Here is a 25,850-nt window from a genome sequence, read left to right as displayed (position 1 = left end):
CCATGACCCGTGCGCAGAAGGACCGCCTGACCAGCGACCTGCGCCTCGTGTGCATGCGCATCTCGCGCCGGGTGCGCTTCGAGAGCACGACCGACCTCGCCCCGCACCAGTTCTCGGTGCTCATCCGGCTCGAGGACGGTCCGCGGACGCCGAAGGAGGTCGCGGAGATCGAGCGCGTCTCGGCGCCGAGCATGAGCCGCACGGTGAACGGGCTCGTCGAGGCGGGCCTGGTGGCCCGGGCCGACGACCCGACCGACGGGCGGCAGGTGATCCTGTCCCTGACCCCCGAGGGGCGCAAGGCGGTGCGCGAGACGCGACGGCGCCGGGACCAGTGGCTGGCGACCCGCCTGGAGCACCTGAGCGACGACGAGCGCGCGCTGCTCGCCGAGGCCACCGCGCTGCTCGAACGGGTGGCCGCCGAATGAGCCCGACCTTCACCTCGCTCGAGATCCGCAACTACCGGCTCTGGTTCCTCGGCGGCTTCGTGTCCAACGTCGGCACGTGGATCGGCCGGGTGGGCCAGGACTGGCTCGTCCTCACCGTGCTCACGGCCGGCTCGGCCACGGCGCTCGGTGTCGTGACGGGCCTGCAGTTCCTCCCCTTCCTCCTCCTCGCGCCGTGGACCGGCCTCATCGCCGACCGGTTCTCGCGGCGGCGCATCCTCCTCGTCACCCAGAGCCTGCTCGCGCTGACCAGCCTCGTCCTCGGCGTGCTCGCCGTCACGGGGACGGCGCAGCTCTGGCACGTCTACGCCATCGCCCTCTTCCAGGGCGTGACGACGGCCATCGACAACCCGGCGCGCCAGGTGTTCGTCTCGGAGATGGTGCCGGCCGAGAAGCTGACCAACGCCGTCGCGCTCAACTCGGCGTCGTTCAACGCCGGTCGCCTCATCGGGCCGGGTCTCGCCGGGCTCGTCATCGCGTGGTGGGGCACCGGCCAGGCGCTGCTGCTCAACACCCTGACCTTCGTGTTCGTCCTCGGCGCGCTGGCGATGCTCACGACCTCCGAGCTGCGCTCGCCGAGCCGGGCCAAGGGGCGCGGCGGCATCCGCGAGGGCTTCGCCTACGTGAAGCACCGCCGCGACATCCAGCTCGTCATGCTGCTCGTCTTCGTGCTCGGCACCTTCGGGATGAACTTCCAGATCACGATGGCGCTGATGGCCACGAAGGTCTTCGCCAAGGGGGCCGGCGAGTTCGGGCTGCTGGGCTCGATCATGGCGGTCGGGTCCCTGACCGCCGCGCTCCTGTCGGCCCGCCGCAAGGAGCCGCGGCTCCGGGTGCTGCTCGTGGCCCTCGTCGGCTTCACGGCTTCGGCGGCGGTGGCCGCGGCCGCGCCGACGTACTGGTTCTTTGCCGTGGCGCTCGTGCCCGTCGGGCTCACCGCGCTCACCGCGCTGACGACCGCCAACGCGATGGTGCAGACGCGGGTGGCGCCGGAGATGCGCGGCCGCGTGATGGCCCTCTACATGGCGATCTTCATGGGCGGCACCCCGGTCGGGGCGCCGATGATCGGCTGGATCTCCGAGCAGTTCGGCCCGCGGTGGACGATCGGCGTCGGGGCCGCCGCAGTGGGGATCACGCTCGTCGCGGTCTCGGTGTGGCTCACACGGGCGGAGAATGTCCGCGTGAGCTACGAGTCCCAGCGGCGCCCGCGCGTCAGCGTCACCACCGTCCCTGCCCGCCGCGACGACGCGCACGTGCCCGTCCCGGAACCGGCCCGGTGACGCCGCTCTTCCGGCGCCGGATGACCCTCGGGGTCCTCGCGGTGCTCGTCGTCGTCGCCGTCGTCTACGCCGTGGCCCGATGACGGCGCGAGCCCCCTCCCGCGGACGGGAGGGGGCTCGCGAGCCGGGGTGCGGGGCTCAGGCCAGGCGCTCGACGACGTACTCGATGCTGGCGATGAGCCGGCTGACGTCGTCGGGCTCGACGGCCGGGAAGCAGGCCACCCGCAGCTGGTTGCGGCCGAGCTTGCGGTACGGCTCGACGTCGACGACGCCGTGCGCGCGCAGCGTCTTCGCGACGGCGGAGGCATCCACCGCGTCGTCGAAGTCGATGGTGGCCACGACCCGGCTGCGGTGGTCGGGGTCGGTCACGTACGGGCTCGTGTACGCGGTGCGCTCGGCCCAGTCGTAGAGGCGGCCGCTGGAGTCCGCGGTGCGCGAGGTCGCCCAGTCCAGGCCACCGTTGCCGTTGAGCCACTCGACCTGGTTGGCGAGCATCGCCAGGGTCGCGACGGCCGGGGTGTTGTACGTCTGGTCCTTGCGCGAGTTGTCGATCGCGGTCGGGAGGCTGAAGAAGTCGGGGACCCAGCGCCCGGACGCGGCGATCTCGTCGACCCGGGCCAGGGCCGCGGGGGAGAAGAGGCCGAGCCAGAGGCCGCCGTCGGAGGCGAAGGACTTCTGCGGCGCGAAGTAGTAGACGTCGGCCTGCGAGACGTCCACCGGGAGGCCGCCGGCGCCCGAGGTGGCGTCGACGAGCAGGAGCGCGTCGTCGTCCGCACCCTCGACACGGCGGACGGGAGCCATCACGCCGGTGCTCGTCTCGTTGTGCGCCCACGCGTAGGTGTCGACGCCGGCCTCGGCGACGGGGTCGGGGAGGCTGCCCGGCTCGCTCGTGATGATCGTCGGGTCGCCGAGGAAGGGGGCCTTCTTCGTGACCGAGCCGAACTTGCTGGAGAACTCGCCGAAGGCCAGGTGCTGGGCGCGGTCGCGGACCAGGCCGAAGGCGGCGATGTCCCAGAACGCGGTCGAGCCGCCGTTGCCGAGGACCACCTCGTAGCCCTCGGGGAGGTCGAAGAAGGTGGCCAGGCCCTCGCGCACGGACTTCACGAGGTTCTTCACCGGGGCCTGGCGGTGCGAGGTGCCGAGCACCGTGCGACCGATGGCGGTGAGTGCCTCGACCTGCTCGGGGCGGACCTTGGAGGGTCCGGAGCCGAAGCGACCGTCGGCGGGCAGCAGGTCGGCGGGGATGCTGAGGGGGGCGTCGCTCACGTGTCACTCCGTGGTCGGGGATGGTGGTGCCGGACGGGTCCGCGGTGCTCCGGCGCGGCATCGGGCGCCGCGGGGCGTGCGGGGGCCGCGGGGTCGACGCCGTCGGCGACCCGCGACCGGACCCCATCCTCACCGAGGATGCCCACATGGTGGGCGGCGGGTCCATCTGGTGGGCGTCCGGCGGGAGCGCGCCGGTGCAGGACCGGCGCGGAGGTCAGCGCACGACACCGCCGAGCGAGCGGCTCGCGTAGCTCGAGGGCCCGCCCGAGGTGACCCACAGGGCGCCGTCACGGCCCCGTCCCGCCATGAGGTAGCTGCCGTCGGGGCGCGAGACGATGTCGCCCGAGGAGGACCAGGTCACGTCGGTCGCGACGAACTGCGTGCCGCGCTGGACGACGACGTAACCATCGGACGCCACCCCGACCGCGAGTCGGCTCAGCCCGGGCCACAGGTCGCCGACAGCGCGGGTCGACCACTGCGACAGCCCGTCCGTGCGCGGCGCCCAGGTCCCGCTCGCTGCCGTCGGCGTGAACTCGCGCTCGTACGTGCGCCCGTCGGGGCCGCGTCCCGTCACGGTGATGACGCCGCGCGCCGGGTCGGGCGATGCCGACAGGGCCGAGGTGAACGACCCCCCGACCGGCTGCCACGCGCTCCACGAGGCCCGGTTCCAGTGCTTGCGCACCGCCACGCCGTCCCGCCCGACGGCGAAGACGTCGATGGTGCCGTCGCCGAGCGAGGTGACGTGGGCCGAGACCACCGAGCCGCCGAGCGAGGACGACCCGGTCCGCCGGCCGCCGAGGATCCGGGAGTACACGACCGCACCGCTCGCCGAGCGCGTGACGAGGTCGACCCGGCCAGGGGCGGACGACGCCGCCGACGGCGGGCCGACCGAGGTCACCCCGGTGCGCGCCGTCGCCGCCCACGTCGCGCCGTCGTTCGTGCTGCGGCGGGTGAGCACGGCATCGCCCGTCGACCGGAAGTAGACGTCGACGGTGCTGCCCGAGCGGGCCAGTCCCACGCCCACGGCCGAGACGAGCTGGCCCGGCTGCCTCACCGGCGGCGTCGCGGTCGGCGCGATGCGGACGATGCGGTCGGCCGTGCCGTTCGACGTCGTGAACCACAGGGCCCCGTCGGGCCCCTCGGCCATCGCGCGGATCCGGCCGAAGCCCTCGGCCTGCGCCAGCGGCAGCACCTGGACGACCCGGCTCGCCGAGCGTGTGGGGTTCGTCCGCATGAGCGAGATGCCCTGGTCCTTGAGCAGGGCCACGGCCAGGCTGCCGCGCCACGAGCCCCAGGCCGGGGAGGAGAGGAAGGTCGCCCCACTGGTCGCCACCGTCGGCGCGCCGGAGGACCACATCGCGGAGCGCGCCGACGGGAACTTGCCGAGGTCGGTCATCGGGCGGGTCTCGTCGTACCCCGGCACCGGGTCCCACCCGTAGTTCGCACCCTTGACCAGGGCGTTCACCTCGTCGTCGCGGCTGGTGCCGTGCTCGACCGACCACAGCTCGCTCGTGCCGGGGCGCAGCGCGAGGCCCTGGACGTTGCGGTGGCCGTAGGTCCACACGTAGCGGGCGTTCCCGCCGCGCGAGACGAACGGGTTGTCCGCGGGGATCGTGCCGTCCCCGTTCACCCGCAGCACCTTGCCGCCGAGCGAGGAGAGGTTCTGCGGGTTAGTGCCGACGGCCGCGTCACCGGTGCCGACGTAGAGCTTCCCGTCGGCGCCGAAGCGCAGCCGGCAGCCCGAGTGCCGGCCGCTGGAGAGCGGCAGCCCGGTGACGACCGGGGCTCCGTCGCTCGTGGCCGTCGTGTCGCTCGTGAGCCGCCAGCGCAGGACGCGGACGTCGAGCGGGTTGCCACCGCCGTCGCGCACCGACTGGCAGGTGTAGAAGCGCCGGTTCGTCGCGGCCGCGGGGTCGGCGACCATCCCGAGCAGGCCGCCCTCGCTCTGGGCGAAGATCGAGGGGAAGCCGCTGATGCTCACCTGCTGGGGCGCCGCCGATCCGCGCTTGCTCGAGATGGTGCCGGCGCGCTGGTCGAAGAGCATGAGGTCCCCGACCCACGTGATGTCCCACGGGTTGCTCAGGCCGCTGACCACGGTCGTCACGGTGATGCTCGGCGCGGCGCTCGCCGGGGGCGCGGGGGAGGCGGTGGTCAGGGCCGCCGCGCCGACGAGGGCGGTGGCCAGGGCCAGCGGGGACACGACGCGGGACCTCCCGGGACCGGGGCCGGCGCACGCGGTCGGCCTGCCCGGCGAGCGTACGTCCGGGCCGGGAGGTTGGCGAGCGGGAGGAGCGCCCGGGGTCAGGCCGGGCTGCGGTACCCCTGGACGTCCGACAGCGGGCGCTCGCCGGGGCCGACGTAGCGCGAGCTCGGGCGGATGAGCCGCCCGGTCCTCTTCTGCTCCAGGACGTGCGCCGACCAGCCGGCCGTGCGGGCCGCGACGAACAGCGGTGTCATCATCTCGCCGGGGACCTCGGCGAAGTCGAGCAGCACCGCGGCCCAGAAGTCGACGTTGGTCTCCATCCGGCGCTCGGGGTAGCGCTCGGCGAGCTCGGCGATGGCCGCCTTCTCGAGCTCGAGGGCCACCTCGTACCGGGGGGCGCCGAGGCGCTTGCAGGTGTCGCGCAGGACGGCCGCGCGCGGGTCGTAGGCCCGGTACACGCGGTGCCCGAAGCCCATGAGGCGCTCCTTGCGGTCGAAGACGCCCTTGACGTACTTCACCGCGTCGCCGGTCTGCTCGACGCCCTCGATCATGTGCTGCGCGCGGCTGGGCGCGCCGCCGTGCAGCGGGCCGGACAGGGCGCCGATGGCGCCGGAGAGGCACGCCGCGACGTCGGCGCCCGTGGAGGCGATGACCCGGGCCGTGAACGTGGAGGCGTTCACGCCGTGCTCGGCGGCGGAGATGAAGTAGGCGTCGATGGCCTCGACGTGCTTGGGGTCGGGCTCGCCGCGCCAGCGGATCATGAACCGCTCGGGGATGGTGCGGCCCTTGTCGACCTCGGACTGCGGCACCATCGGGCTGTTCTGGCCGTGGGCGGACTGGCCGATGAACGAGATCGCCATGACCGAGGCGCGGGCGAGGTTGTCGCGGGCCTCGGCGTCGTCGATGTCGAGCAGCGGCTTGAAGCCCCACACGGGCGCGAGCTGGGCGAGGGCCGACTGGACGTCGACGCGGATGTCGCCCGTGTGCACCGGCAGCGGGAACGGCTCGGCGGGCGGCAGGCCCGGGTCGAGCTCGCCGTCGACGAGCAGGCCCCACACCTGGCCGTAGGACACCGTGCCGACGAGGTCCTTGATGTCGACCCCGCGGTAGCGCAGCGCGCCACCCTCCTTGTCGGGCTCGGCGATCTCGCTCTCGAACGCGATGACCCCTTCGAGTCCGGGGTAGAAGTGCGGGTCGTCCGTGGTGCTGGGCATCGATTCCCCGTTCGCTCGTCGTCCTTGTCGGGCTGGCCCATTGTGCACGCCGGGGCGCTCAGCCCGCGCGTGGGTCCCGCATCGCCATGTCCGGCGTGCCGGCGTCCCGCACCTCGAACAGGTCGGAGGCCTCGATGAGCTTGCTCAGCTTGGCGTACCCGTAGTTGCGGGAGTCGAACGAGGACTGCCGGGCGATGCGCTGGCCGACCGTGCCGATCCGGGCCCAGCCGGTCTCGTCGGAGGCGGACTCGACGGCGCCCCGGAGCAGCGTGACGAGGCGGGCGTCCTGGCGCAGCTGGGCGCGGGTGGCGCGCTCGGGGGTGCCGGGGTTGGTGGTGGTGGCGCCGGCTGCGGTGCCGGCGTCGGCGGCGGGGGCAGGGGCCTTCTTGCTCGCCTTGGCGGCCGGGGCGCTCTTCGTCGTGGCCTTGGCGGTCGCCTTCGCCGTGGCCTTGCGGGTGGCCCGGCGCGGCGGCTCGGGCTCGTCGTCGTCGGCGGCGGTCTCGCCGCTGGGCCGGGAGAGCCGGTCGAGGACGAGGAAGCGGGTGCAGGCGCTCTGGAACGCGGCCGGCGTCTTGGCGTCGCCGAACCCGTACACCGCCACCCCGTGCTCGCGCAGGTGCATGACGAGCGGGGTGAAGTCGGAGTCGGAGGAGACGATGGCGACGGCGTCGGGGCGCTGGGTGTGCAGGATGTCGACCGCGTCCACGACGAGCGCCATGTCGCTGGCGTTCTTGCCCTTGGACGGGTCGAACTGCTGCATCGGCCGGATCGCGTTGTCGTGCAGGATCTCCTGCCAGCCCTTGAGCTCGGACTTCGTCCAGTTGCCGTAGGCGCGGCGGATGGTGGTCTCCCCGAGGGAGGACAGCTCGTTGAGCACGACGTCGAGCCGCCGGGCCCGCGCGTTGTCGGCGTCGATGAGCAGCGCGATGCGCGGGGTCTCCGTCATGGCCCGAGGCTAGCCCTCACCCGGTGCCGTGCCGTCCGCGCGACCCGGCGCGCATCCCGCCCGTCCTCGGACCGGCGCGGCGGGAGATGATGCGCCGGTGCTGCGCTCCCTGCTCCCGGACCTCACCCCGTTCCGGGAGAACCGGGACTACCGGCGGCTGTGGACCGGGTTCACCCTCTCCAACGTCGGCTCGCAGATGGCGGTCGTGGCGGTCGGCCTTCAGGTCTACGAGGTGACACGCTCGACGGCCGCGGTCGGCCTCGTGGGGCTCTTCGCGCTCGTGCCGCTGGTGGTCCTCGGGCTCTACGGCGGGGCGCTCGCCGACCACCACGACCGGCGGCTCGTCGGGCTGGTGGCCACGCTCGTCGCGTGCGCCACGAGCATCGTCGCCGCCGCCCAGGCCTGGCTCGGCAACACGAACGTGTGGGTGCTCTACGGCGTCGTCGCCGTGTGGAGCGGGGCCTTCGCGGTGTCCTCGCCGGCGCGCACGAGCATCTACCCCCGGATCCTGCCGCCGGAGCAGCTGCCGGCCGCCAACGCGCTGTCGGTCTTCGCGATGAACACGGCGATGACCGCGGGGCCGCTGCTGGCCGGCCTGCTCGTCGACGGCGGGGGCTACCGGCTGGCCTACACCGCGGACGCCCTGCTGACCTTCGCCGCCGTGACGAGCCTGTGGCGGCTGCACCCCGTGCCGCCGGAGGTGGTGGCCGGCGAGGAGGGCCCGCGGCGGGTCGGGCTGCGCTCGGTGCTCGACGGGTTCGCCTTCCTGCGCACCGCCCCGAACGTGCGGATGACCTTCGTGGCGGACATCGCGGCGATGCTCCTGGCGCAGCCGCGAGTGCTGTTCCCGGCGGCCGGGGCGGTCATCCTCGGCGGTGGGGCGAGCACGGTCGGTGCCCTGTACGCGGCGACGGCGGTCGGTGGCATCCTCGCGATGACGCTGTCCGGGCGGCTCGGCGGGGTGCGGCGGCAGGGGCTGGCGATCCTCGTGAGCGTGGCGGGGTGGGGCGTGGGCGTCAGCGGGCTCGGGGTGGCGCTGCTCGCGGCCGACGGGGTGGTGTCGCGCGAGGTGGCGCTGGTGGGGGCCCTGGCGGCGATGGCGTTCGCCGGTGGGGCGGACGCGGTGAGCGCCGTGTTCCGGACCACGATCCTGCAGTCGGCCGCGCCGGACCGGATGCGGGGGAGGCTGCAGGGGGTGTTCATCGTCGTGGTGGCCGGAGGACCGCGGCTCGGGGAGCTGGCCGGCGGCGGGGTGGCCGAGCGGGTCGGCGAGGGGTGGACGGCGGTCGGTGGCGGGCTGGTGTGCGTGCTGGCGGTGGTGCTCCTGGCGGTGCGCCAGCCCGGGTTCGTGCGCTACGACGCGCGGCACCCCACGCCCTGAGGGCGGCGCGCGACCGTGGCGGTGGTGCGGGGGGCGACGCCCGGGGCCGGGCTCATCACCAGGTGCCCTCCGGACCAGTGGTCACCGCGACCGGAATCCCGGTCGCGAGGTCCGGGATCCCGGTCGCGGGGTCCGGGATCGTGGTCGTGGCGACCGGGATCGTGGTCGCCGGGGGAGGGATCGTGGTCGCGGCGACCGGTATCCCGGTCGGAGCGACCGCAACGCCGGGGCCATATGCGTCGCCGGGGTGATCGTGCGTGGCCGGCGCCTCCGTGCCCTGCCGGGGTGCGATGGCACCCCGGCGGAGCAGGGTGACCCCGGCGGAGCGGGGAGACACCGGGGGCGCGATGGCACCCCGGCGGAGCGGGGAGACGCCGGCGAGACAGGGAGACCCGGTCCGGCGTCACCGCGCGGGCCTAGGCTGGCGGCATGGACCCGCGACGCGTCGACTACACCGGGGACGGCATCGCCGAGGCCGACCTCCTCGAGACCCCGTACGCGCAGGTGCGGCTCTGGGTCGACGACGCCGTGCGCCGCTCCGAGAGCGAGGCCGACGTCTTCGAGCCGCTGGCGCTCTCGGTGGCCTCCGCCGATGCCGAGGGTCGCCCGAACGTCCGCACCGTCCTCATGCGCTTCCTCGACGAGCGCGGGCCGGGCTTCGTCACCGACCTCACCTCCACCAAGGGCCACGAGCTGACCGGCAACGAGCACGTCGCCGCCGCCCTCACCTGGCCCGCCATGTACCGCGCGATCCGCTTCCGCGGCAGGGCGATCCCGCTCGACGAGGATGAGGTGCGTGACTACTGGGTGTCGCGCCCGTGGGCGTCGCGCATCTCGGCGTGGGCGTCGCGGCAGTCACAGCCCGTCGGCTCGCGCGCCGACCTTGAGGCGGCCTACGAGCGCCGGGCGGAACAGTTCCCCGACACCGGGTCCGACGACGACGTCCCGGTGCCCGAGTCGTGGGGCGGCTTCCGCATCCTCTGCGACGAGGTCGAGCTCTGGGGCGGGCGCCGCAACCGGCTGCACGACCGGCTCGTCTTCACGCGCACCGGCGAGGGCGACCTCGGCGACGCCGCCTCCTGGGAGCTCGGCCGCCGCCAGCCCTGACCGCGACGGTCAGCCGAGGTCGCGCAGGCCCTCCAGGAAGCCGGATGCCTTGCGCCGCACCGACGCCGAGCGATGCCGTGTCTGCACCTCGAGCAGGGGCACGACCTCGTCGGCGCCGAGGTGACCAGCGCGCACGAAGGCGACGAGGGCCGCCATCGACTGCGCCGCGACGATCCAGTCGACGTCGGTCGTCCGCACCCGGTCGGTGAGCCAGCGCACGGCGGCCGCGCGCTCCTCCTCGTCGAGGTCGAGCAGCCCGAGCAGCTGGGCCGTGTGCCACTGCACCGACGGCTGGTCGCTGCGGGTCAGCTCGCCGAGGACGCGGGGCAGGTAGGGCTGCCCGAGGGTGGGCTTTTCGCGCACGAGCTTCTCGAAGGTGTCGACGGCCCGCATCCTCACCCAGGCGTCGTCGTGGGCGATGCAGGCGAACAGCTCGTCGAGGCGTGACGCATCGGAACGCAGCAGCTCGAGCACCTCGCCGGACCGGCCGAGCGAGTTCGTGTGCCCGCCGGCCGCCAGCACCTCCGCGAACGCCTCCACGGGGTCAGGAGGGGAGGCGGTGGACCTTGTGCGGCGCCGCCTGGGCCCGCGGCTTGAGGACCATCAGGTCGACGTTGACGTGGGCCGGCCGGGTGGCCATCCAGACGACCGCCTCGGCGACGTCCTCGGCGATGAGCGGGCCCGGCACCCCCTCGTAGACCTTGTCGGCGCGCTCGCGGTCGCCGTCGAAGCGCGTCAGCGAGAACTCCTCGGTCCGCACCATCCCCGGCGCGATCTCGGTGACACGCACCGGTTGGTCGAAGAGCTCGAGGCGCAGGGTCTCGGTCATCACGTGCACGCCGTGCTTGGCGACCGTGTACCCGCCGCCGCCCTCGTAGGCGAGCAGGCCGGCGATCGAGCCGACGTTGACGACGATGCCCTCGCCCCCGGCGGCGACGAGGGCCGGCAGCAGCGCCTTGGTGACCCGGAGCGTGCCGAGCACGTTGGTCTCGTACATCTGCCGCCAGAGCTCGACGTCGGCCCCGGCCACCGGCTCGAGCCCGAGCGCACCGCCGGCGTTGTTCACGAGCACGTGCACGGCGTCGCCGGCCACGTCCGCGAGCCGGGCGACGTCCGCGGGCACGGTGACGTCGCAGGCCACCGCCACACCGCCGATCGAGCCGGCCAGCTCCTCGACACGGTCGGCCCGGCGGGCGGCGCAGACCACGCGGAACCCCGCGTCGGCGAGCAGCCGCGCGGTGGCGTGGCCGATGCCGCTGCTGGCCCCGGTGACGACGGCGGTGGGCCGGGTGTCCCCGGCGGTGTTCTCGCTCACGGCTGCTCCCTCGGTCGGATGCTCGCGGGGTCGACGGCGACCCAGGTGGCCTCGGCCCGGCCGAGCAGCTCGCCGTCGGAGGCGTGGAGGGTGCTGGCGGACCAGTGCCGCCGGCCCTCGGCGCCCCGCTGCCACGCCGTGACGACGAGCAGCTCGCCGGGCCGGGGGACGCGCAGGACGCGTGCGGTCATCGTGCCGAGGACCATCGGCCGTCCGGCGATGCCGGCGGACCAGCCGCCGGGGCAGTCGAGAGCCGCCCAGACCGTCGGCACGGCGACGTCGTCGGGGACGGTCCACGTCGTCCCGTAGCGGCCGGAGCCGTCGTCGAGCGGACCGGGCCGCAGGGTCAGACCGTCGCCGGGCTCGCGGCCGGTGCCGCACGAGAAGCACGTCGGGAACGGATGCTCGGCCAGCCCCTCGTACCGCTCCTCGGCGAGCCGGGCCTCCTCGGCGCCCGCCGGAGCCGGGACGGGCTCGTCGAGCTCGGCGACCGCGGTCCCCGTGGCGACCAGCACGTCGCCGTCGAGCAGGCGCAGCACCGTGGTGCCGGTCAACGGGTCGGGGTCGTCGCCGACGACGGCCATCGGCCGGTCCAGCGGCGGCGGGGCCGAGAGCCGGACGCTCACGGCGGGCAGGTCGCCGGAGGTGCGGACGTGCTCGGCGAGCGCGCCGCTCACCCATCCGCCGTTGCCGGACTCGGGGGGCCCGCAGTAGCGGCGGGGGACGGTCAGCTCCACGCGGCCAACGTACCCACGCCGCGACCCCCGGGCACGTCGCGTGCGTCACACGCCCCGCCGGCGGCGTCGGCGAAGTATCTTGACGTCAAGAGAAAGGGGTGGGGTGTGACCGAGGAGTTCTCGCTGCGGCGGGTCGCCGTGCCGGCCTTCGGGCCGACGGCGGCCTGGTCGGTCGGGATGGGGGCCACCCTGCCGGTCATCGCCCTCAGCGCCCGCGACCTCGGCGCCACCGTCCCCGTCGCGGCCCTCTTCGTCGGCATCACGACCGTCTCCGAGCTCGTCTCCGCCGTCCCCGCCGGGGTGCTCGTCGACCGGCTGGGGGAGCGGCGCGCCCTCGTCCTCGCCGGCGTCGCGGACGCCGCGGCCGCGCTCCTCGCGATGCTCGCGCCCTCGCTGTGGGTCTTCGCGCTGGCGGTCGCCCTCTCCGGGCCCACCGGCGCGGTCTTCCTCCTCGCGCGGCAGTCCTACCTGACCGCCGCCGCACCCCAGTCGATGCGGGCCCGGGCGATGTCCACCCTCGGGGGCATCGGCCGGGTGGGGCTCTTCGTCGGTCCGCTCCTCGGCGCGCCCGTCGTCGGGCACTGGGGACCGCAGGCGGCGTTCGGTATCGCCGTCGTGGGCGGGCTGCTCGCCGCTGCCGTGGCCGCGGCCTCGCCCGACCTCGGGGCGCACCTCGCCGCGCCCACCCCCGAGGGCGGGCCGGCCGCGCGGGTCGGCGTCCTGGAGGTGGTGCGCCGTCATCGCGCCGTCCTGCTGACGGTGGGGGTGGGGGTGCTGGCCATCGGGCTCGCGCGCTCCTCGCGGGTCGTCGTGGTCCCGCTGTGGGCCGAGCACGTCGGGCTCTCGGCGGCCCAGACCTCGCTCGTCTTCGGGGCGGCCGGGCTCGTCGAGGTGCTGCTGTTCTACCCGGCGGGGTCGCTGATGGACCGCCGCGGCCGGGTCTGGGTGGCACTGCCCGTCACCGTCCTCCTCGGGCTCGGGCTGCTCGTCCTCCCGCTGACCACCTCGCTCGTCGCGGTCGGTGCGGTGGCGGTCGTCATGGGCGTCGGCAACGGGCTGGGGTCGGGCATCGTCATGACGCTCGGCGCCGACGCCGCACCCGTCGAGGGTCGGGCGCCGTTCCTCGGGGTCTGGCGGCTGCTCTCGCTGGTGGGGCACAACGGGGCCTCGCTCGTCGTCGGGGCGCTGGCCGCGGTGGCCTCGATCGGGGCGGCTAGCGTCGCCGTCGGGGTGCTCACGCTGGCCGGCGGGGCGTGGCTGCTGCGCTGGCTCCCGGTGTACGACCCCCGCCGCCGGACCTCCGGCGTCGGCGGGTCAGATTAGGCTTGCCTGCGTGACCGACCTCATCGACACCACGGAGATGTACCTCCGCACCATCTTCGAGCTCGAGGAGGAGGGCATCACGCCCCTGCGCGCCCGCATCGCCGAGCGGCTCGGCCACTCCGGCCCCACCGTCTCCCAGACCGTGGCCCGGATGGAGCGCGACGGCCTGCTCGCCGTCGCCGGCGACCGCCACCTCGAGCTGAGCGAGCACGGCCGCCTGCTCGCCACCCGCGTCATGCGCAAGCACCGCATCGCCGAGCGGCTGCTCGTCGACGTCATCGGCCTCGAGTGGGAGTACGTCCACGAGGAGGCCTGCCGGTGGGAGCACGTGATGTCCGACCGCGTGGAGCGCAAGATCCTCGCGATGCTCCCCGACCACCTCGAGTCGCCCTACGGCAACCCGATCCCCGGGCTCGACGAGCTCGGGGAGAGCGGGGACGTCGTCGACTTCCGCTCCGGGCTCGCCACCCTCGTCGAGGTCGCCGACCAGGAGCCGCGCTCGGTCGTGGTGCGGCGCATCGGCGAGCCGGTCCAGGTCGACCACGAGGCGCTCGCGCTGCTCACCAGCGCCGGCCTGCTGCCCGGCCAGCCGGCCCGGGTCCGGCGCGACGGCGCGCGGGTCGTCGTGTTCCGCGACGGTGCCGACGAGGCCACCGGCGTCTCGCTCCCGGACGACGTCGCGGGGCACGTGTTCGTCGCCCGGACCTGAGCCGGCCGACCCCCGCTCCGCCTCGGCCGAGTGGCCGATGTCGCGTTACCGAAACGTGACTTCGCCCGGCGGGTGCCGTACGGTGGTCGGCGAGCCGTACCCGCCCCGGAAGTTGACTCCCTCGTGCCCTCATCCCACCGTGCCCCCGGCCGGCGTCGTGCCCCCGGCCGCGTCCGCCGCCTCCCCGATGGTCTCTCGAGCATCGGGACCTCCCTCGCCGTCAAGTCCGTCGCCGGCCTCTGCGTCGTCGGCGGCGCCGCCGTCGCACTGACCGTCCCCGCCGAGCAGGCCGACGCCGAGGCCGAGACCCCCACCGCCGTCGCGGCCCCCGCCCTCGCCAGCGCCGCCCTCGCCCAGCGCCAGGGCTTCGAGGCCGCCTCGCGCTCGCGCGCCGAGCGTGACGCCGCTCCCGCTCCTGCGGTGTCCGCCCCCGTGGGCAGCGCGCCGGTCAAGCCCGACCCCGTCGGTGTGGCCGGCGTGAAGGCCGTCGCGAAGCCGACCCCGAAGCCCGAGCCCTCCCCGGAGAGCACCGGCTCCTCGAGCTCGTCGTCCCCGTCGGCCCCGAGCGGCTCCTGGTCGGGCAAGACCACCGCCCGCTGCACGAACATCGGCCTCATCCCCAACGCCGTCGGCATCTGCTCGGCCGTCGACTCGCTCTTCGGCCCGCCCACCATCGGCGGCCGGCGCGCCACCGCCGACGAGCACGGCACCGGCCAGGCCATCGACTTCATGATCGCGAACGCCTCGCAGGGCGACGCCATCGCGGCCTGGGTGCAGCAGAACGTCGGGAAGTTCAACGTCAAGTACCTCATCTGGCAGCAGCGCTACTGGGCGCCGGGCGAGGGCTGGAGCACGATGGAGGACCGCGGCTCACCGACCGCGAACCACTACGACCACGTGCACGTCACGATCAACTACTGACCGCCCGGCCCGCGTCCACGGGCCCCCACGACACCGCCGCCGGCCCCGAGGTCGGCGGCGTCGTCGTCGGTGGCCGACATCGTTGTCAAGCTGCGGATCGCCCACCCAAGAGCTCCCTGAGAGGTGCTCCTTCCGCGGCTTTGTGATCGTTCCGTGACCACTGTTACGGTCGATGTACCCGCCGACCCGGACGGTGGGCACCTGCGCTGGGACGCCGAGTCCTGCCCCCGACGCAGGGTCTCTCTCAGAGTCCGCTTGGCAGGAGCGGGGGAACCACTTCGGAACATTGGTCTCGCCCGACGTTCCTCGGGGTGAAGCCGGCACGGACCTCGGTCCGCACCGGCCGGGCAACCTCAGCCCGAACCCGACAGCTCACCTCGTAGGCATCTGAGAGGTTCACCGTGTCCGAGCACACCCGTGCCGGTCGGCACCGCCATGCCGTCCGCTACAGCCCCGTCGCCGAGCTGACCCAGATCGCCCGCAGCGCCGGCGAGACCGGAGCCCGCGTCTCCGCCGTCCTCGCCGCCTCCGGTGGTCTGGTCGCCACCTTCGCCCTCCCCGCCCAGGCCGCCGCGCAGCCGGCTGCGGCCCCGGCCACCCAGAGCACGACGAGCACCTCGCCGTCGCTGCGTGCGCTGACCGCCACCCCGGCCGTCACCGCCCCCGCGCTCCCGGCTCCCTCGGCCACCCCCGCCCTGGGCGTCGTCGGCGTCAAGGCCGTCGCGAAGCCGAAGCCCGAGCCCAAGCCCAAGCCCGCGCCGGTCGTGCAGGCCGTCGCCGAGCGCAGCAGCCAGTCCGCGAGCCGCTCGGCCCAGCGCCCCACCGCGAACGTCGCGCAGTCCTCGAGCGAGATCGTCAACATCGCGCGCACCCTGCTCGGCATCGCGTACTCCTACGGCGGCACGAGCCCCTCCACCGGGTTCGACTGCTCCGGCTTCACCAGCTACGTCTTCGGCAAGGCCGGCATCTCGCTGCCGCGCACCGCCGCGGACCAGCAGGCCGCCGCCACCCCGGTCAGCGACCCGCAGCCCGGTGACCTCGTGTTCTTCGGCTCCCCGGCCTGGCACGTCGGCATCTACACCGGCAACGGGATGATGATCGACTCGCCGAAGCCGGGCGAGTCGACCTCCGAGCGCCCGGTCTTCGGCGGCGTGAGCGGGTACGGACGCTTCTGACCCACCCCTGAGCAGGCGACGCCCCGGACACCCCCCTGCAGTCCGGGGCGTCGTCGTGTCCGGACCCGGCCGGTGCCGCGGCGGCCGCGGATAGGCTCGGCGGAGCCGATCCCGGGAGGTGCCCGCACGTGGAGACGATGCCGGGGCGCTCGGTGCTCGTGGCTCCCGACGGCTTCAAGGGCTGCCTGAGCGCCGCAGAGGTCGCCGACGCGCTCGCGGGCGGGCTGTGCGCGGGCGGGGGCCCGGACCTGGCCGTCGACGTGCTGCCGCTCGCCGACGGCGGGGACGGGAGCGTCGAGGCCGCCCTGCGTGCGGGGTTCGCACCCGTCGAGGTGACCGTCCCCGGGCCGACGGGGGTCCCGGGGCGTGCCGTGCTCGCCCGGCGCGGCGGCACGGTGGTCGTCGAGGTCGCCAACACCTGCGGGATGGCCCTCCTGCCCGGAGGGCGGCTGCGGCCGCTCGAGGCGTCGAGCGCGGGAGTGGGCGTGGCCCTGCGCGCCGCCCTGGCGGGGCGCCCGCAGCGGGTGGTCCTCGCCCTCGGCGGCAGTGCGAGCACCGACGGTGGGCTGGGGATGCTCACCGCGCTCGGCGCCGTCGGAGCTTCGCCCGGCCCCGGCCCCGGCCTCGAGCAGCCCGAGCACCCCGGGGGCCGCGACCTGCCCGCCGTTGAGGCACTGAGGCTCGACGGCGTGGTGCCGGACGGGGTCGAGCTGGTGGTCGCGACGGACGTCACGAACCCGCTCCTCGGTCCCTCGGGGGCGGCCGCCGTCTTCGGGCCCCAGAAGGGCGCCGACCCGCCCACCGTCGAGCGCCTCGAGCGCGGGCTGCGGCACCTCGTCGCCGTGGCCGCCCGGGCCCGTCCGGATGCCGCCGGGCTCGCGGGTGCGGCCGGTGCCGGGGCGGCCGGTGGTCTCGGCTTCGCGGCGCTCCTGCTGGGGGGGCGGGTCGTCTCCGGCGCCGACCTCTTCCTCGACCTCCTCGGCTTCGACACCGCGGTGGCCGGGCGCGACCTCGTCGTCTCCGGGGAGGGTCGCCTCGACGAGCAGTCCCTGCGGGGCAAGCTGCCGGCCGTCGTGGCCCGCCGCGCCGGTACCCGGGTCGAGCTGGTCGTCGGCCGCAGCGAGCTCGCGCCGGATGTCGCCCGCCGGCACGGGTTCGCCGCCGTCCACGCGCTCGTCGACCTCGGGGAGGGGGACCCGGCCACCGACCCCGCGCTCAGCCGGCGCCTGCTCGAGGAGGTCGGCCGGCGGCTCGGCCGTGTGCTGCGCGGGCGCGGTCCGGCGCCGGCGGAGGGCATCCCGCGGAACTCGTGACGCGAGGGTGCATCCGCGGGCCGTCCCCGGCCGGAAGAAGGGATGGGTCACGTGGGTGGCCCACCCGTCGACCAGGAGGTCTGCCATGCGTACCCGCCGTCTCGTCACCGCCGTCGCCGCCGCCGCGCTCGGTCTCTCGCTCACCGCCGTGCCGGCGAGCGCCACCACCGGCGCCCCGACCGGCACCAAGAGCCTCGCCGCGGTGCTCACCGCCGACGGCGACCGCTTCGACCGCAACTGGTACGACTACGACATCGTCACCGAGGCCGTCCTCGCCGTGCTGGCGGCCAAGCCGGACAGCAAGGTCGGCGTCCTCGCCGACGGGTCCGTCCCGCTCACGGCGTTCCTGCCCGACGACCGGTCCTTCCAGGTCCTCGCGTACGACCTGACGAGGAAGTGGCCGCGCTCGGAGGAGGCCACCTTCACCGCGCTCGTGAACGCCGTCGGGGTCGACGCCATCGAGCAGGTGCTGCTCTACCACGTCGTGCCGGGCGCGACGATCACGAAGTCGGCGGCCGTCAAGGCCAACGGAGCGGTCCTCACGACGGCGCAGGGCGCCACCCTCACGGTCAAGGTGCTCAACCGCTGGATCCCGCTCATCGAGCTCAAGGACCAGGACCGCACCGACGTCAACCCGTTCGTCAACCCGCGCCGGTTCGACATCAACAAGGGCAACAAGCAGGTCGCCCACGGCATCGTCTTCGTCCTGCGGCCGCTCGACCTCTGAGTGTGTCCCTCGCCGCGTCGACCGCACGGGGGGTGGCCCTGGCCGCCCCCCGTCGGTCGCGCGCGCGTGGGCCTCTTGCCCTGCCCCCTATCGTGGGGGCCGTGAGCGTGGATGCCGAGGTGGAGCAGGACCTCGACGAGCTGCACGACCTGGCCGTCCGGCTGCGCGCCGGGTCGCGCGAGGCGCTCGAGGAGGCGTGGGCGCGGTGGGCGCCGCTCGTCCACACGCTCGCGCTGCGGGCGGTCGGTGACCACCACGACGCCGAGGACGTCACGCAGCAGGTGTTCGTCGCCGCCTGGCGCGGCCGGCACACGCTGCGCCCGGAGCGGGGGACCGTCCCGGGCTGGCTCGTCGGCATCACCCGGCACAAGGTCGCCGACCTGCACGCGCAGCGCTCGCGGCAGGCCCGGGACGCCGCCGCGGCCGCGGCGGAGGTGCTGCCCGACCGGCACGCGCCACCGCCCGAGGAGACCCTCGCCGCCCGCCTGCTCCTGGCCGACGCCCTGGACCGGCTCGGCGAGCCGCGGGCCAGTGCCATCCGGCTGGCGCTCGTCGACGAACTCACCCATGAGGAGGTGGCCCAGCGCCTGGGCCTGCCCCTCGGCACCGTCAAGAGCCACATCCGTCGAGGACTGGCCACCCTGAGGACCTACGTGGAGGAGGTGGGCGAGGCATGAGGCAGGACGACACCCTGCACCCGGACGACGAGCTCGCGCTCATCGCCGCGGGGGAGGCCGCCGACGTCGACGTCGCCCGGCACGTGGCGGTCTGCGCCCGGTGCACCGCCGAGCTCGCCGCGCTGCGCGAGGTCGTCGACCTCGTCCGCGCGCCCGCCGTGCCGCTCACCGCGCCCTCCGACGACGTGTGGGACGCCGTCACCCGCGAGATCGACGGGCCGCCGGTCGAGGCGCCGGCCCCGGTGACCCCGCTGCGCTCCCGCCCGGCTCGCGAGGCGGCGCCGGCGGCCGTCCCGGTCGGGGCACCCCCGCGACGACGGATCAGCCCGTGGTGGCTCGGGGCCGCGGCCGCCGCCGGACTGGTCGTCGGCGGCCTGGGCGTCGGCGCCCTCGACCGGCCGGAGCCCGCCCCGAGCCCGGTCGTCCTCGGCCGCACCACCCTCGACACCCTCGACACCCAGCAGGCCCGCGGTGCGGCCAGCGCCGTCCGCCTCGGCGGGCAGGTCGACCTCGACGTCGACACCGGCCGCCTCGACCCCGGCAGCGGCTACCTCGAGGTGTGGCTCATCAACACCGACCTCAAGCGGATGGTCTCCGTCGGCGTGCTGCGCCCCGAGGAGGGCACCCAGCGCTTCGCGATCGACCAGGCGCTCATCGACGAGGGCTACGTCATCGTCGACGTCTCGCGCGAGGGGTTCGACGACAAGCCGGAGCACTCCGGTGACAGCCTGGTGCGGGGCACCCTGGCCCTCTGACGCACGCCTTACGGAAGTCTGACGGCCGGGACGGCGGGGACGCCGGCGAGGCTGTACCGGGCCAGACTCGCGGCATGCGAGTCCTCCTCACCGGTGCGGCCGGCTTCATCGGCACGGCGACCCGGGCCGAGCTGCGCCGCGGTGGCCACGACGTCGTCGCGGTCGACCTCCTCCTCCCGCAGGCCCACGGCGCCGCCACCCGCGAGGACCCGCCCGAGGGGGTGCACGTGCTCGACACCCGGTCCGCCCTCGACTGGGTCGACCTGTTCGACGGCGTCGACGTCGTGGTCCACCTCGCGGCGATGGTCGGTGCCGGCGCCACGGCCGCCGACCTCCCGCTCTACGCCGGGCACAACGACCTCGGGACGGCGGCGGTGCTCGCCGCGATGCACGCCGGCGGCGTGCGCGGGTTCGTCCAGGCGTCCTCGATGGTGGTCTACGGCGAGGGCCGGTACACCTGCCCGGAGCACGGTCGGCAGGCGCCGGGGCCGCGCGCGGCGGACCGCCTGGAGGCCGGGGACTTCGACACGCCCTGCCCGGAGTGCGGTGGGCCGCTGGACTGGGCGCTCGTCGACGAGTCGGCGGCGCTGGACCCGCGCAGCTCCTACGCGGCGAGCAAGGTCGCCCAGGAGCACTACGCGGCAGCGTGGGCCCGCCAGTCGCCCGGCGCCGCCGTGTCGCTGAGGTACCACAACGTCTACGGGCCGGGCATGCCGCGGGACACCCCCTACTCCGGGGTGGCCGCGATGTTCCGTTCCTCCCTGGAGCGCGGCGAGCCCCCCGTGGTCTTCGAGGACGGTCGCCAGGTGCGTGACTTCGTGCACGTCGAGGACGTCGCGCGCGCCAACGTGGCGGCCGTCCGAGCCGTGGCCGACCGCGCGGAGGGCTCGCACGCCGCGTACAACGTCTGCTCGGGGCAGCCGGTCACCATCGCCGACGTGGCCCGGGCGGTGGCCGCGGGGACGGGGTCGGGGCTGGAGCCGCGGGTCACGGGACGGTTCCGGGTCGGCGACGTGCGGCACGTCGTCGCCTCGCCCGAGCGGGCCCGGGCCGAGCTCGGGTTCAGCGCGCAGGTAGGCCCCGGTGAGGGGCTGGCCGCGTTCGCGACGGCTCCGCTGCGGGCCTGACGACGCGGCGCGCCGGGGCGGACGTCACCAGACGGTACGGACGAGGTGCTGGAGGAGCAGGGCGGCCAGCGCCTGGGCCGGCAGCGCCCACCGCAGCCACCTCGCCGGCAGCCACGTGGCCGAGAGCAGGAGCCAGGGCAGGAAGGGCAGCCAGATCCGCTCCACCTCGGCCTTGCTCATGAGCGACAGGTCGGCGACCGAGACCATGACGATGCCCGCGGCCACGAGCGCGGCGACCGGGTCGGGGCGCCGCCGGGCGACCAGCGCCCGCAGCCGGTCCGACCCCGCGCCGAGCGCCGCGGGCAGCACCGGACCGGCGACGAGGAGGAGGGCGGCGATGTTGCCGAACACCCAGTACCACCAGGGCCGGGTGCTGGCGATGCCGGCCCAGTAGCGTTCGTGGAGAGCCGGGTACGCATCCCACCACGCGAACCCGAGGGGGACGAAGGCGAGCACGACGGCGAGGGCGGACACCCCGCCGACGGCCGCCACGGTCAGTCGCCCGCGGCCGGACCCCTTCCCGGCGAGCAGCACCGCGACGGCGAGCAGGCCGATCAGCGTCAGGCCGTAGGACTCCATGACGCACCAGCCGAACAGCAGGCCACCGAGCACGGCGAACCCGGTGCGGGCCCGCGCCGTCCGCGCCGCCGTCGCGGCGGCGAGCGCCGCGGCCGCCCACGCCGCGGTGGTGGCGAACACCGCGTCCGCCGAGACGGCCATCAGCACAGCGGCCGGCCCGACGACGAGGAACGGCAGCGCCCGCCGGCCGGCATCGGCCGCCCCGAGCCGGTCCAGGGTGGTGGCGACCGCGGCCGGCAGGGTCGCGGCGACGAGCACGACGACGAGCCCCGCGGCCTGCCACGACCCGAGCCCGATGCGGTCGAGGGCGACGAACATCAGCACCGCGCCGGGTGGGTGGCCGGCGAGGTGGGTCGGCAGCGCGCCGGGTCCACGATCGGGGATGCGGGAGACGTACTCACGCAGCAGCGCCCCGACGTCGTCGGTCGCCCGGGCGCTCTGGAGGTACTCGCTGGGGTGGTCGAGGACCCGTCCGAGCCCGGCCGGGCCGTCGACGAGCGCCAGCGCGACCATCCAGACGAGCGAGACCGCCCACGAGAGGGCGAGCAGGCGGCGCCACGACAGCCGGTCCAGGGCCGCCGGGAGGCCGGGCCACGCGGTGCCCGCCGCGACGAGCACCGCGACGACGCTGCTCCAGCCCATTCGCGGCGCCCAGTCGCCGAGCAACGGTGGGGCCGAGCCGGCCCGCACGTCGACGTCGAGCAGCCGGGGGAGGAGCATCGCGACGACGACGAGCGCACCGGCACCGAGTGCGGCCCACCGCGCCCGGCGCCCGGCGCGCGCCTCCCCGGTGGGGGTGCCCGGGGGGCGGGTCGGGGTCGCGGTCGTGGGCACCGGCCAAGGATGCCCCCGGACGGTCCGGGGAGGGCCCCGCGAGGTGTCACCGACAGGGAGCCGTAAGAGGTCGGTAAGGCGATCGCCCTGCCGCCGAGCCGTGCTCGGCTCCTAGCGTCGAGGACGTGGACCTCGACTGCGATCTCGTCATCCCGTGCCGCGACGAGGCGGCGGCCCTGCCCGGCGTCGTGGCCGCCGTGCCCGCCGGGATGGGCGTGCTCGTCGTCGACAACGGGTCGACCGACGGGACCCCCGAGGTGGCCCGAGGCCTGGGCGTGCGCGTCGTCCACGAGTCCCGGCCCGGGTACGGAGCGGCCGTGCACGCGGGGGTGGAGGCATCGAGCGCCACCTGGGTCGCGGTGCTCGACGGCGACGGCTCGATGGACCCCGCCGACCTCCTGCCGATGCTCGAGGAGGTGCGGGCCGGGCGCGCGACGATGGCGTGCGGCCGACGGCGACCGGCCGCTCGGGGGGTCTGGCCGTGGCACGCGCGGGCGGGCAACGCCGTCGTCCTCGCCTGGCTGCGCCGCCGCACCGGTCTGCCGCTGCACGACATCGCTCCCGTCCGGGTCTGTCGTCGCGTCGACCTCCTCGCCCTCGGCGTGCAGGACCGCCGGTTCGGCTACCCCGTCGAGCTCCTCGTCCGGGCCCAGCAGGCCGGGTGGGACCTCTCCGAGCACCCGGTGCCCTACCACCCGCGGGCGGAGGGCACCCGCTCGAAGGTGTCCGGCTCGGTCCGCGGGACCCTGCGGACCGCCCGGGACTTCGCCAGGGTGCTGCCGTGAGGGGCGGGGTCCTCGTCACGGCCAAGGCGCCGGTGGCCGGCCGCGCCAAGACCCGGTTGGCCGGGGTGGCCGGACCCGACGGTGCGGCCGGGCTCGCGGCCGCCGCTCTCCTCGACACCCTCGAGGCGGCGGGCACGGCCTTCCCGGAGGGCCGCCGGGTGCTGGCGCTCGACGGCGACCTGGGCGAGGCGTGCCGGTCGGAGGAGATCGTCGCGGCGATCCGTGGCTGGGCCGTCGTCCCGCAGGCGGGCGGCTCCTTCGGCGAGCGGCTGGCGCAGGCCCACCGCGCGGCGCACCGCCTCGTCGGCGGCCCGGTCGTCCAGGTGGGCATGGACACCCCGCAGGTGCGGGGCGCCGAGCTCCGCCTCCTGGTCGACGTCGCCGTCCGCCACGGTGGTCCGGTGCTCGGGCCGGCGCTCGACGGGGGGTGGTGGGTGCTCGTCACGACCGACCCGCGGCAGGCCGCCGTACTCACCGGGGTCCCGATGAGCCGCCCCGACACCGGTCGGCTGACGGCCGCCGCACTCGCGGCCGCCGGCCACCCGGCGGTGACGGCCGCCACGGTCCGCGACGTCGACCTCCCCGAGGACGCCGAGGCGGTCGCGGCCCTGGCCCCGGGGAGCCGGTTCGCCGCCGCCTGGCGGGCCGTCGTCGACGCTCGTTCCGCTGCGCCGTCGGGGAGGGCGTGATGGACGAGCGCCGACTGGCCGGCGTGGCCGCCCGGATCGAGGCCCGGATCCCGCGGCCCGAGTCCTTCACGAGCGACCTGCGCGGCCCGCGGACGGCCGCCCGGGTGGGAGTGTGGCTCGGGGTGGCCTTCGCGGTGGCGTTCGCCACCGGGCTGTACAGCCACGCCTCCCAGCTGGCCACCCCGGCCCTCGCCCTCCCGACCGGGCCGAGCCGTCTCTACCAGGTGACCCAGGCGCTGCACGTCGCCAGCGGCACCGCCGCGGTGCCGCTCCTGCTCGTCAAGCTGTGGTCGGTCTTCCCGCGGCTCGTGGCCCGCCCGCCCCGGGCGCCGCGCGCCCTCGTGCTCCACCTGCTCGAGCGGGGCTCGATCGCCCTGCTCGTCGGTGCCGCGCTCTTCCAGCTCGTCACCGGGCTCGCGAACTCGGCCCAGTGGTACCCGTGGTCCTTCGACTTCGTCCGGACGCACTACGCCCTCGGCTGGGTGGCCTTCGGGTCGCTCGTGCTGCACGTCGCCGTCAAGCTCCCCGTCGTCCGGCGGGCGCTCGCCGAACCGGTCGACGACCCCGCCCCGGTCGCGGGGCAGGGCGCGGACGACGGCGCTCCCAGCCGTCGCACCCTGCTGCGGGCGACGTGGGTCTCGGCGGCCGTCGCGGTCCTCGCGACGAGCGCCGCGGAGCTGCCCGGCCTGCGCCGGGTGGCCGTCCTCGCGGTCCGGTCGGGGCAGGGACCGCAGGGGGTCCCCGTCAACCGGAGCGCGGTCGGGGCCGGGGTCGTCGACCTCCTCGGCGACCCCGGCTGGCGGCTGCGCGTCGTCGGGCCCTCGGGCGTCGTGGAGCACTCGCTCGAGGAGCTGCGGGCGATGGCCCAGCGCGCGGCCGTCCTGCCCATCGCGTGCGTCGAGGGCTGGAGCGCGTCGGGGCGCTGGGCCGGCGTGCCCGTCCGCGACCTCGTCGCCCTCGTCGGTGGCGGGCCGGAGGACGACGTGGTCGTCCGGTCGATGCAGACCCGCGGTGCGTACCGCGAGAGCCGTCTCCCGGCGAACTTCGTCCAGGACCCCGACAGCCTCCTCGCCCTGACCCTCGGCGGTGAGCCGCTCCACCCGGACCACGGGTTCCCGTGCCGCCTCATCGCCCCGGCGAGACCCGGTGTGCTGCAGACCAAGTGGGTTCGGGAGATCGAGGTGGTGAGGGCATGAGGGCGCTCCGGTTCGTGCTCGGGACCGTCGGCGTCGGTGTGGCGGCGTACGGCCTCCTCCGGCTGGTCCGACTGCCGTCCGAGCAGCTGCCGTCGGTGCTCGTCTGGGTCGTCGGCGGGATCGTCGCGCACGACGGGCTGCTCGCACCGCTCGTCGTCGGGCTCGGCGTCGCGGCGGCGGCGTCGGCCCGGTGGGTCCGTGGTCCGCTGCTCGCGGCGGTCGTCGTCCTCGGCCCGCTCACGCTCGTCGCCGTCCCCGTCCTCGGGCGGTTCGGCGCCCGCGCCGACAACACCACCCTGCTCGACCGCCCCTACCTGGCGGGGTACCTGGCGCTCGTCGGGGGCGTGGTCGCCCTCGCGGTCGTCTCGGCGGTCCGCTCCCGGCGCGCCCGCAGCGGCCTACCCACCCCGGAGCCTCGGCGATGAGCGTCTCGGTCACTCCGGATGCCTCCTTCGGCCGCGGCGGCGGAGACCCCTACGACCACGCCATCCGGACGGGCGCCGACCTGTTCCTCCATGAGGACGGCTGCGCCGCAGGGGGATCGGTGGCAGCCAGGCCGGTCGAGGTCGGGCGGTTCCTCGCCCGGGCCGACCGGGCCGAGCGACGACTGCTCGCATCCACGCGGGGTTCTGTGCTCGACGTCGGGTGCGGGCCGGGACGGATGGTCGCCGAGGCGCTCGCCCGTGGCCGACGAGCCCTGGGCGTCGACGTCTCCCCGGCCTCGGTGCACCTCGCCACGAGCCGCGGGCTGCCCGTCCACCACGGGTCCGTGTTCGCCCCCGTCCCGGGAGCCGGGGGCTGGGACGTCGTCCTGCTCCTCGACGGGAACGTCGGCATCGGCGGCGACCCCGTGGCCCTCTTCGGGCGGTGCCGCGAGCTCGCCACCGGGACAGGGCTGCTGGTGGTCGAGACCGCGGAGGATCGGTGGCACGACCGTCGGTACACGGCCCGGGTCAGCGCTCCCTGCGGCCGGGGCAGCGATGCGTTCCCGTGGGCCGAGGTGGGAGCGGACGCCCTGGCCGCACCGGCCCGGGCTGCGGGGTGGCGGCGGGTCGGCGAGGTGCACCGCGCGCACCGCACCTTCGTCGTGCTCGGACGGCGCGCGTGAGCACCCACCCCGAGGCCGTGGCCCCGGCGGGCGTGGCTGC

26 protein-coding genes and 1 riboswitch are annotated in these 25,850 nt (G+C 75.4%); of the genes, 18 read left to right on the top strand and 8 right to left on the bottom strand.

Features of this window, described 5'->3' with window-relative positions; translation table 11 throughout:
* Nucleotides 1–2: 2 nt before the first annotated feature.
* Complete coding sequence (locus ACQZ2A_RS05765) at nt 3–425, top strand: MarR family winged helix-turn-helix transcriptional regulator (protein WP_430208230.1); 423 nt, start codon at nt 3–5, stop codon at nt 423–425.
* Complete coding sequence (locus tag ACQZ2A_RS05760) at nt 422–1,723, top strand: MFS transporter (RefSeq protein ID WP_430208227.1); 1,302 nt, start codon at nt 422–424, stop codon at nt 1,721–1,723. The genes ACQZ2A_RS05765 and ACQZ2A_RS05760 overlap by 4 nt, the downstream gene beginning before the upstream one ends.
* A 138-nt stretch (nt 1,724–1,861) precedes the next feature.
* Here ACQZ2A_RS05760 and serC read toward each other — a convergent pair whose 3' ends face one another.
* From serC to ACQZ2A_RS05740, 4 genes are all read right to left on the bottom strand, one after another.
* On the bottom strand, nt 1,862–2,989 hold the full coding sequence (gene serC, locus ACQZ2A_RS05755) for a phosphoserine transaminase (RefSeq protein ID WP_430208224.1): 1,128 nt from the start codon (nt 2,987–2,989) through the stop codon (nt 1,862–1,864).
* Nucleotides 2,990–3,203: 214 nt separating this feature from the next.
* Nucleotides 3,204–5,189 carry a PQQ-dependent sugar dehydrogenase gene (locus ACQZ2A_RS05750; protein WP_430208221.1) on the bottom strand — a complete coding sequence of 662 codons (1,986 nt, stop codon included), beginning with the start codon at nt 5,187–5,189 and terminating at the stop codon, nt 3,204–3,206.
* Nucleotides 5,190–5,290: 101 nt separating this feature from the next.
* Nucleotides 5,291–6,406 carry a citrate synthase 2 gene (locus tag ACQZ2A_RS05745; protein ID WP_430208219.1) on the bottom strand — a complete coding sequence of 372 codons (1,116 nt, stop codon included), beginning with the start codon at nt 6,404–6,406 and terminating at the stop codon, nt 5,291–5,293.
* A 58-nt stretch (nt 6,407–6,464) separates the two neighbouring features.
* Nucleotides 6,465–7,352: an NYN domain-containing protein gene (locus ACQZ2A_RS05740; RefSeq protein WP_430208216.1), complete on the bottom strand. Its 888-nt coding sequence runs from the start codon at nt 7,350–7,352 to the stop codon at nt 6,465–6,467.
* A 97-nt stretch (nt 7,353–7,449) separates the two neighbouring features.
* Between ACQZ2A_RS05740 and ACQZ2A_RS05735 the strand changes: the two genes are divergently transcribed.
* Nucleotides 7,450–8,733 carry an MFS transporter gene (locus ACQZ2A_RS05735; protein ID WP_430208214.1) on the top strand — a complete coding sequence of 428 codons (1,284 nt, stop codon included), beginning with the start codon at nt 7,450–7,452 and terminating at the stop codon, nt 8,731–8,733.
* A gap of 429 nt (nt 8,734–9,162) precedes the next feature.
* Nucleotides 9,163–9,840: a pyridoxine/pyridoxamine 5'-phosphate oxidase gene (locus ACQZ2A_RS05730; protein ID WP_430208212.1), complete on the top strand. Its 678-nt coding sequence runs from the start codon at nt 9,163–9,165 to the stop codon at nt 9,838–9,840.
* Between the two features lie 9 nt (nt 9,841–9,849).
* Here the strand turns inward: ACQZ2A_RS05730 and ACQZ2A_RS05725 are convergent, their stop codons facing one another.
* The 3 genes from ACQZ2A_RS05725 to ACQZ2A_RS05715 are packed head-to-tail and all read right to left on the bottom strand — an operon-like array spanning nt 9,850 to nt 11,892.
* Entirely contained in the window at nt 9,850–10,380 is a 531-nt protein-coding gene (locus tag ACQZ2A_RS05725) for a hypothetical protein (protein ID WP_430208210.1), read from the bottom strand.
* Between the two features lie 4 nt (nt 10,381–10,384).
* A complete protein-coding gene (locus tag ACQZ2A_RS05720; protein ID WP_430208208.1) occupies nt 10,385–11,155 on the bottom strand; it encodes an SDR family NAD(P)-dependent oxidoreductase in 771 nt (256 codons plus the stop codon).
* Nucleotides 11,152–11,892 carry a hypothetical protein gene (locus tag ACQZ2A_RS05715; protein WP_430208205.1) on the bottom strand — a complete coding sequence of 247 codons (741 nt, stop codon included), beginning with the start codon at nt 11,890–11,892 and terminating at the stop codon, nt 11,152–11,154. The genes ACQZ2A_RS05720 and ACQZ2A_RS05715 overlap by 4 nt, the downstream gene beginning before the upstream one ends.
* 105 nt (nt 11,893–11,997) lie before the next feature.
* On the opposite strand from ACQZ2A_RS05715, the gene ACQZ2A_RS05710 reads away from it, so the two are divergent.
* The 9 genes from ACQZ2A_RS05710 (at nt 11,998) to ACQZ2A_RS05670 (ending at nt 20,619) form a co-directional block, all read left to right on the top strand.
* Nucleotides 11,998–13,215 carry an MFS transporter gene (locus tag ACQZ2A_RS05710; RefSeq protein WP_430208202.1) on the top strand — a complete coding sequence of 406 codons (1,218 nt, stop codon included), beginning with the start codon at nt 11,998–12,000 and terminating at the stop codon, nt 13,213–13,215.
* A gap of 10 nt (nt 13,216–13,225) precedes the next feature.
* A complete protein-coding gene (locus ACQZ2A_RS05705) occupies nt 13,226–13,924 on the top strand; it encodes an iron dependent repressor, metal binding and dimerization domain protein (RefSeq protein WP_430208199.1) in 699 nt (232 codons plus the stop codon).
* A gap of 123 nt (nt 13,925–14,047) precedes the next feature.
* Complete coding sequence (locus tag ACQZ2A_RS05700) at nt 14,048–14,845, top strand: hypothetical protein (RefSeq protein WP_430208197.1); 798 nt, start codon at nt 14,048–14,050, stop codon at nt 14,843–14,845.
* Nucleotides 14,846–15,078: 233 nt separating this feature from the next.
* Nucleotides 15,079–15,244: riboswitch (cyclic di-AMP (ydaO/yuaA leader) on the top strand.
* Nucleotides 15,245–15,246: 2 nt separating this feature from the next.
* The gene (locus ACQZ2A_RS05695) at nt 15,247–16,020 is read left to right on the top strand and encodes a C40 family peptidase (protein WP_430208194.1); all 774 of its coding nucleotides are present in this window, start codon (nt 15,247–15,249) and stop codon (nt 16,018–16,020) included.
* Nucleotides 16,021–16,157: 137 nt separating this feature from the next.
* A complete protein-coding gene (locus tag ACQZ2A_RS05690) occupies nt 16,158–17,333 on the top strand; it encodes a glycerate kinase (protein WP_430208645.1) in 1,176 nt (391 codons plus the stop codon).
* 85 nt (nt 17,334–17,418) lie between these two features.
* Complete coding sequence (locus tag ACQZ2A_RS05685; RefSeq protein WP_430208192.1) at nt 17,419–18,060, top strand: fasciclin domain-containing protein; 642 nt, start codon at nt 17,419–17,421, stop codon at nt 18,058–18,060.
* Between the two features lie 101 nt (nt 18,061–18,161).
* Nucleotides 18,162–18,737: an RNA polymerase sigma factor gene (locus ACQZ2A_RS05680; RefSeq protein ID WP_430208190.1), complete on the top strand. Its 576-nt coding sequence runs from the start codon at nt 18,162–18,164 to the stop codon at nt 18,735–18,737.
* Nucleotides 18,734–19,492: an anti-sigma factor domain-containing protein gene (locus ACQZ2A_RS05675; protein WP_430208187.1), complete on the top strand. Its 759-nt coding sequence runs from the start codon at nt 18,734–18,736 to the stop codon at nt 19,490–19,492. The genes ACQZ2A_RS05680 and ACQZ2A_RS05675 overlap by 4 nt, the downstream gene beginning before the upstream one ends.
* 74 nt (nt 19,493–19,566) lie before the next feature.
* The gene (locus tag ACQZ2A_RS05670; protein WP_430208185.1) at nt 19,567–20,619 is read left to right on the top strand and encodes an NAD-dependent epimerase/dehydratase family protein; all 1,053 of its coding nucleotides are present in this window, start codon (nt 19,567–19,569) and stop codon (nt 20,617–20,619) included.
* Nucleotides 20,620–20,643: 24 nt separating this feature from the next.
* On the opposite strand, the gene ACQZ2A_RS05665 is transcribed toward ACQZ2A_RS05670, so the two are convergent.
* The gene (locus ACQZ2A_RS05665) at nt 20,644–22,032 is read right to left on the bottom strand and encodes a hypothetical protein (RefSeq protein WP_430208183.1); all 1,389 of its coding nucleotides are present in this window, start codon (nt 22,030–22,032) and stop codon (nt 20,644–20,646) included.
* Nucleotides 22,033–22,157: 125 nt separating this feature from the next.
* Here ACQZ2A_RS05665 and ACQZ2A_RS05660 point away from each other — a divergent pair, with 125 nt between their 5' ends.
* The 5 genes from ACQZ2A_RS05660 to ACQZ2A_RS05640 are packed head-to-tail and all read left to right on the top strand — an operon-like array spanning nt 22,158 to nt 25,810.
* A complete protein-coding gene (locus tag ACQZ2A_RS05660; protein ID WP_430208180.1) occupies nt 22,158–22,817 on the top strand; it encodes a glycosyltransferase family 2 protein in 660 nt (219 codons plus the stop codon).
* Complete coding sequence (locus tag ACQZ2A_RS05655; protein ID WP_430208178.1) at nt 22,814–23,506, top strand: TIGR04282 family arsenosugar biosynthesis glycosyltransferase; 693 nt, start codon at nt 22,814–22,816, stop codon at nt 23,504–23,506. Before ACQZ2A_RS05660 ends, ACQZ2A_RS05655 begins: the two co-directional genes overlap by 4 nt.
* Nucleotides 23,506–24,702, top strand: coding sequence for a molybdopterin-dependent oxidoreductase (locus ACQZ2A_RS05650; RefSeq protein WP_430208177.1), 1,197 nt, complete (start codon nt 23,506–23,508; stop codon nt 24,700–24,702). The genes ACQZ2A_RS05655 and ACQZ2A_RS05650 overlap by 1 nt, the downstream gene beginning before the upstream one ends.
* Nucleotides 24,699–25,127, top strand: a complete 429-nt coding sequence (locus tag ACQZ2A_RS05645; RefSeq protein WP_430208176.1) for a hypothetical protein — start codon at nt 24,699–24,701, stop codon at nt 25,125–25,127. Before ACQZ2A_RS05650 ends, ACQZ2A_RS05645 begins: the two co-directional genes overlap by 4 nt.
* A complete protein-coding gene (locus ACQZ2A_RS05640; protein ID WP_430208174.1) occupies nt 25,124–25,810 on the top strand; it encodes a methyltransferase domain-containing protein in 687 nt (228 codons plus the stop codon). The genes ACQZ2A_RS05645 and ACQZ2A_RS05640 overlap by 4 nt, the downstream gene beginning before the upstream one ends.
* Nucleotides 25,811–25,850 lie beyond the last annotated feature (40 nt).

Origin of the sequence: Phycicoccus avicenniae (assembly GCF_050496545.1) — a bacterium.
GTDB lineage: Bacteria > Actinomycetota > Actinomycetes > Actinomycetales > Dermatophilaceae > Phycicoccus > Phycicoccus avicenniae_A.
This window is presented reverse-complemented; position numbering and strand designations above follow the sequence as displayed.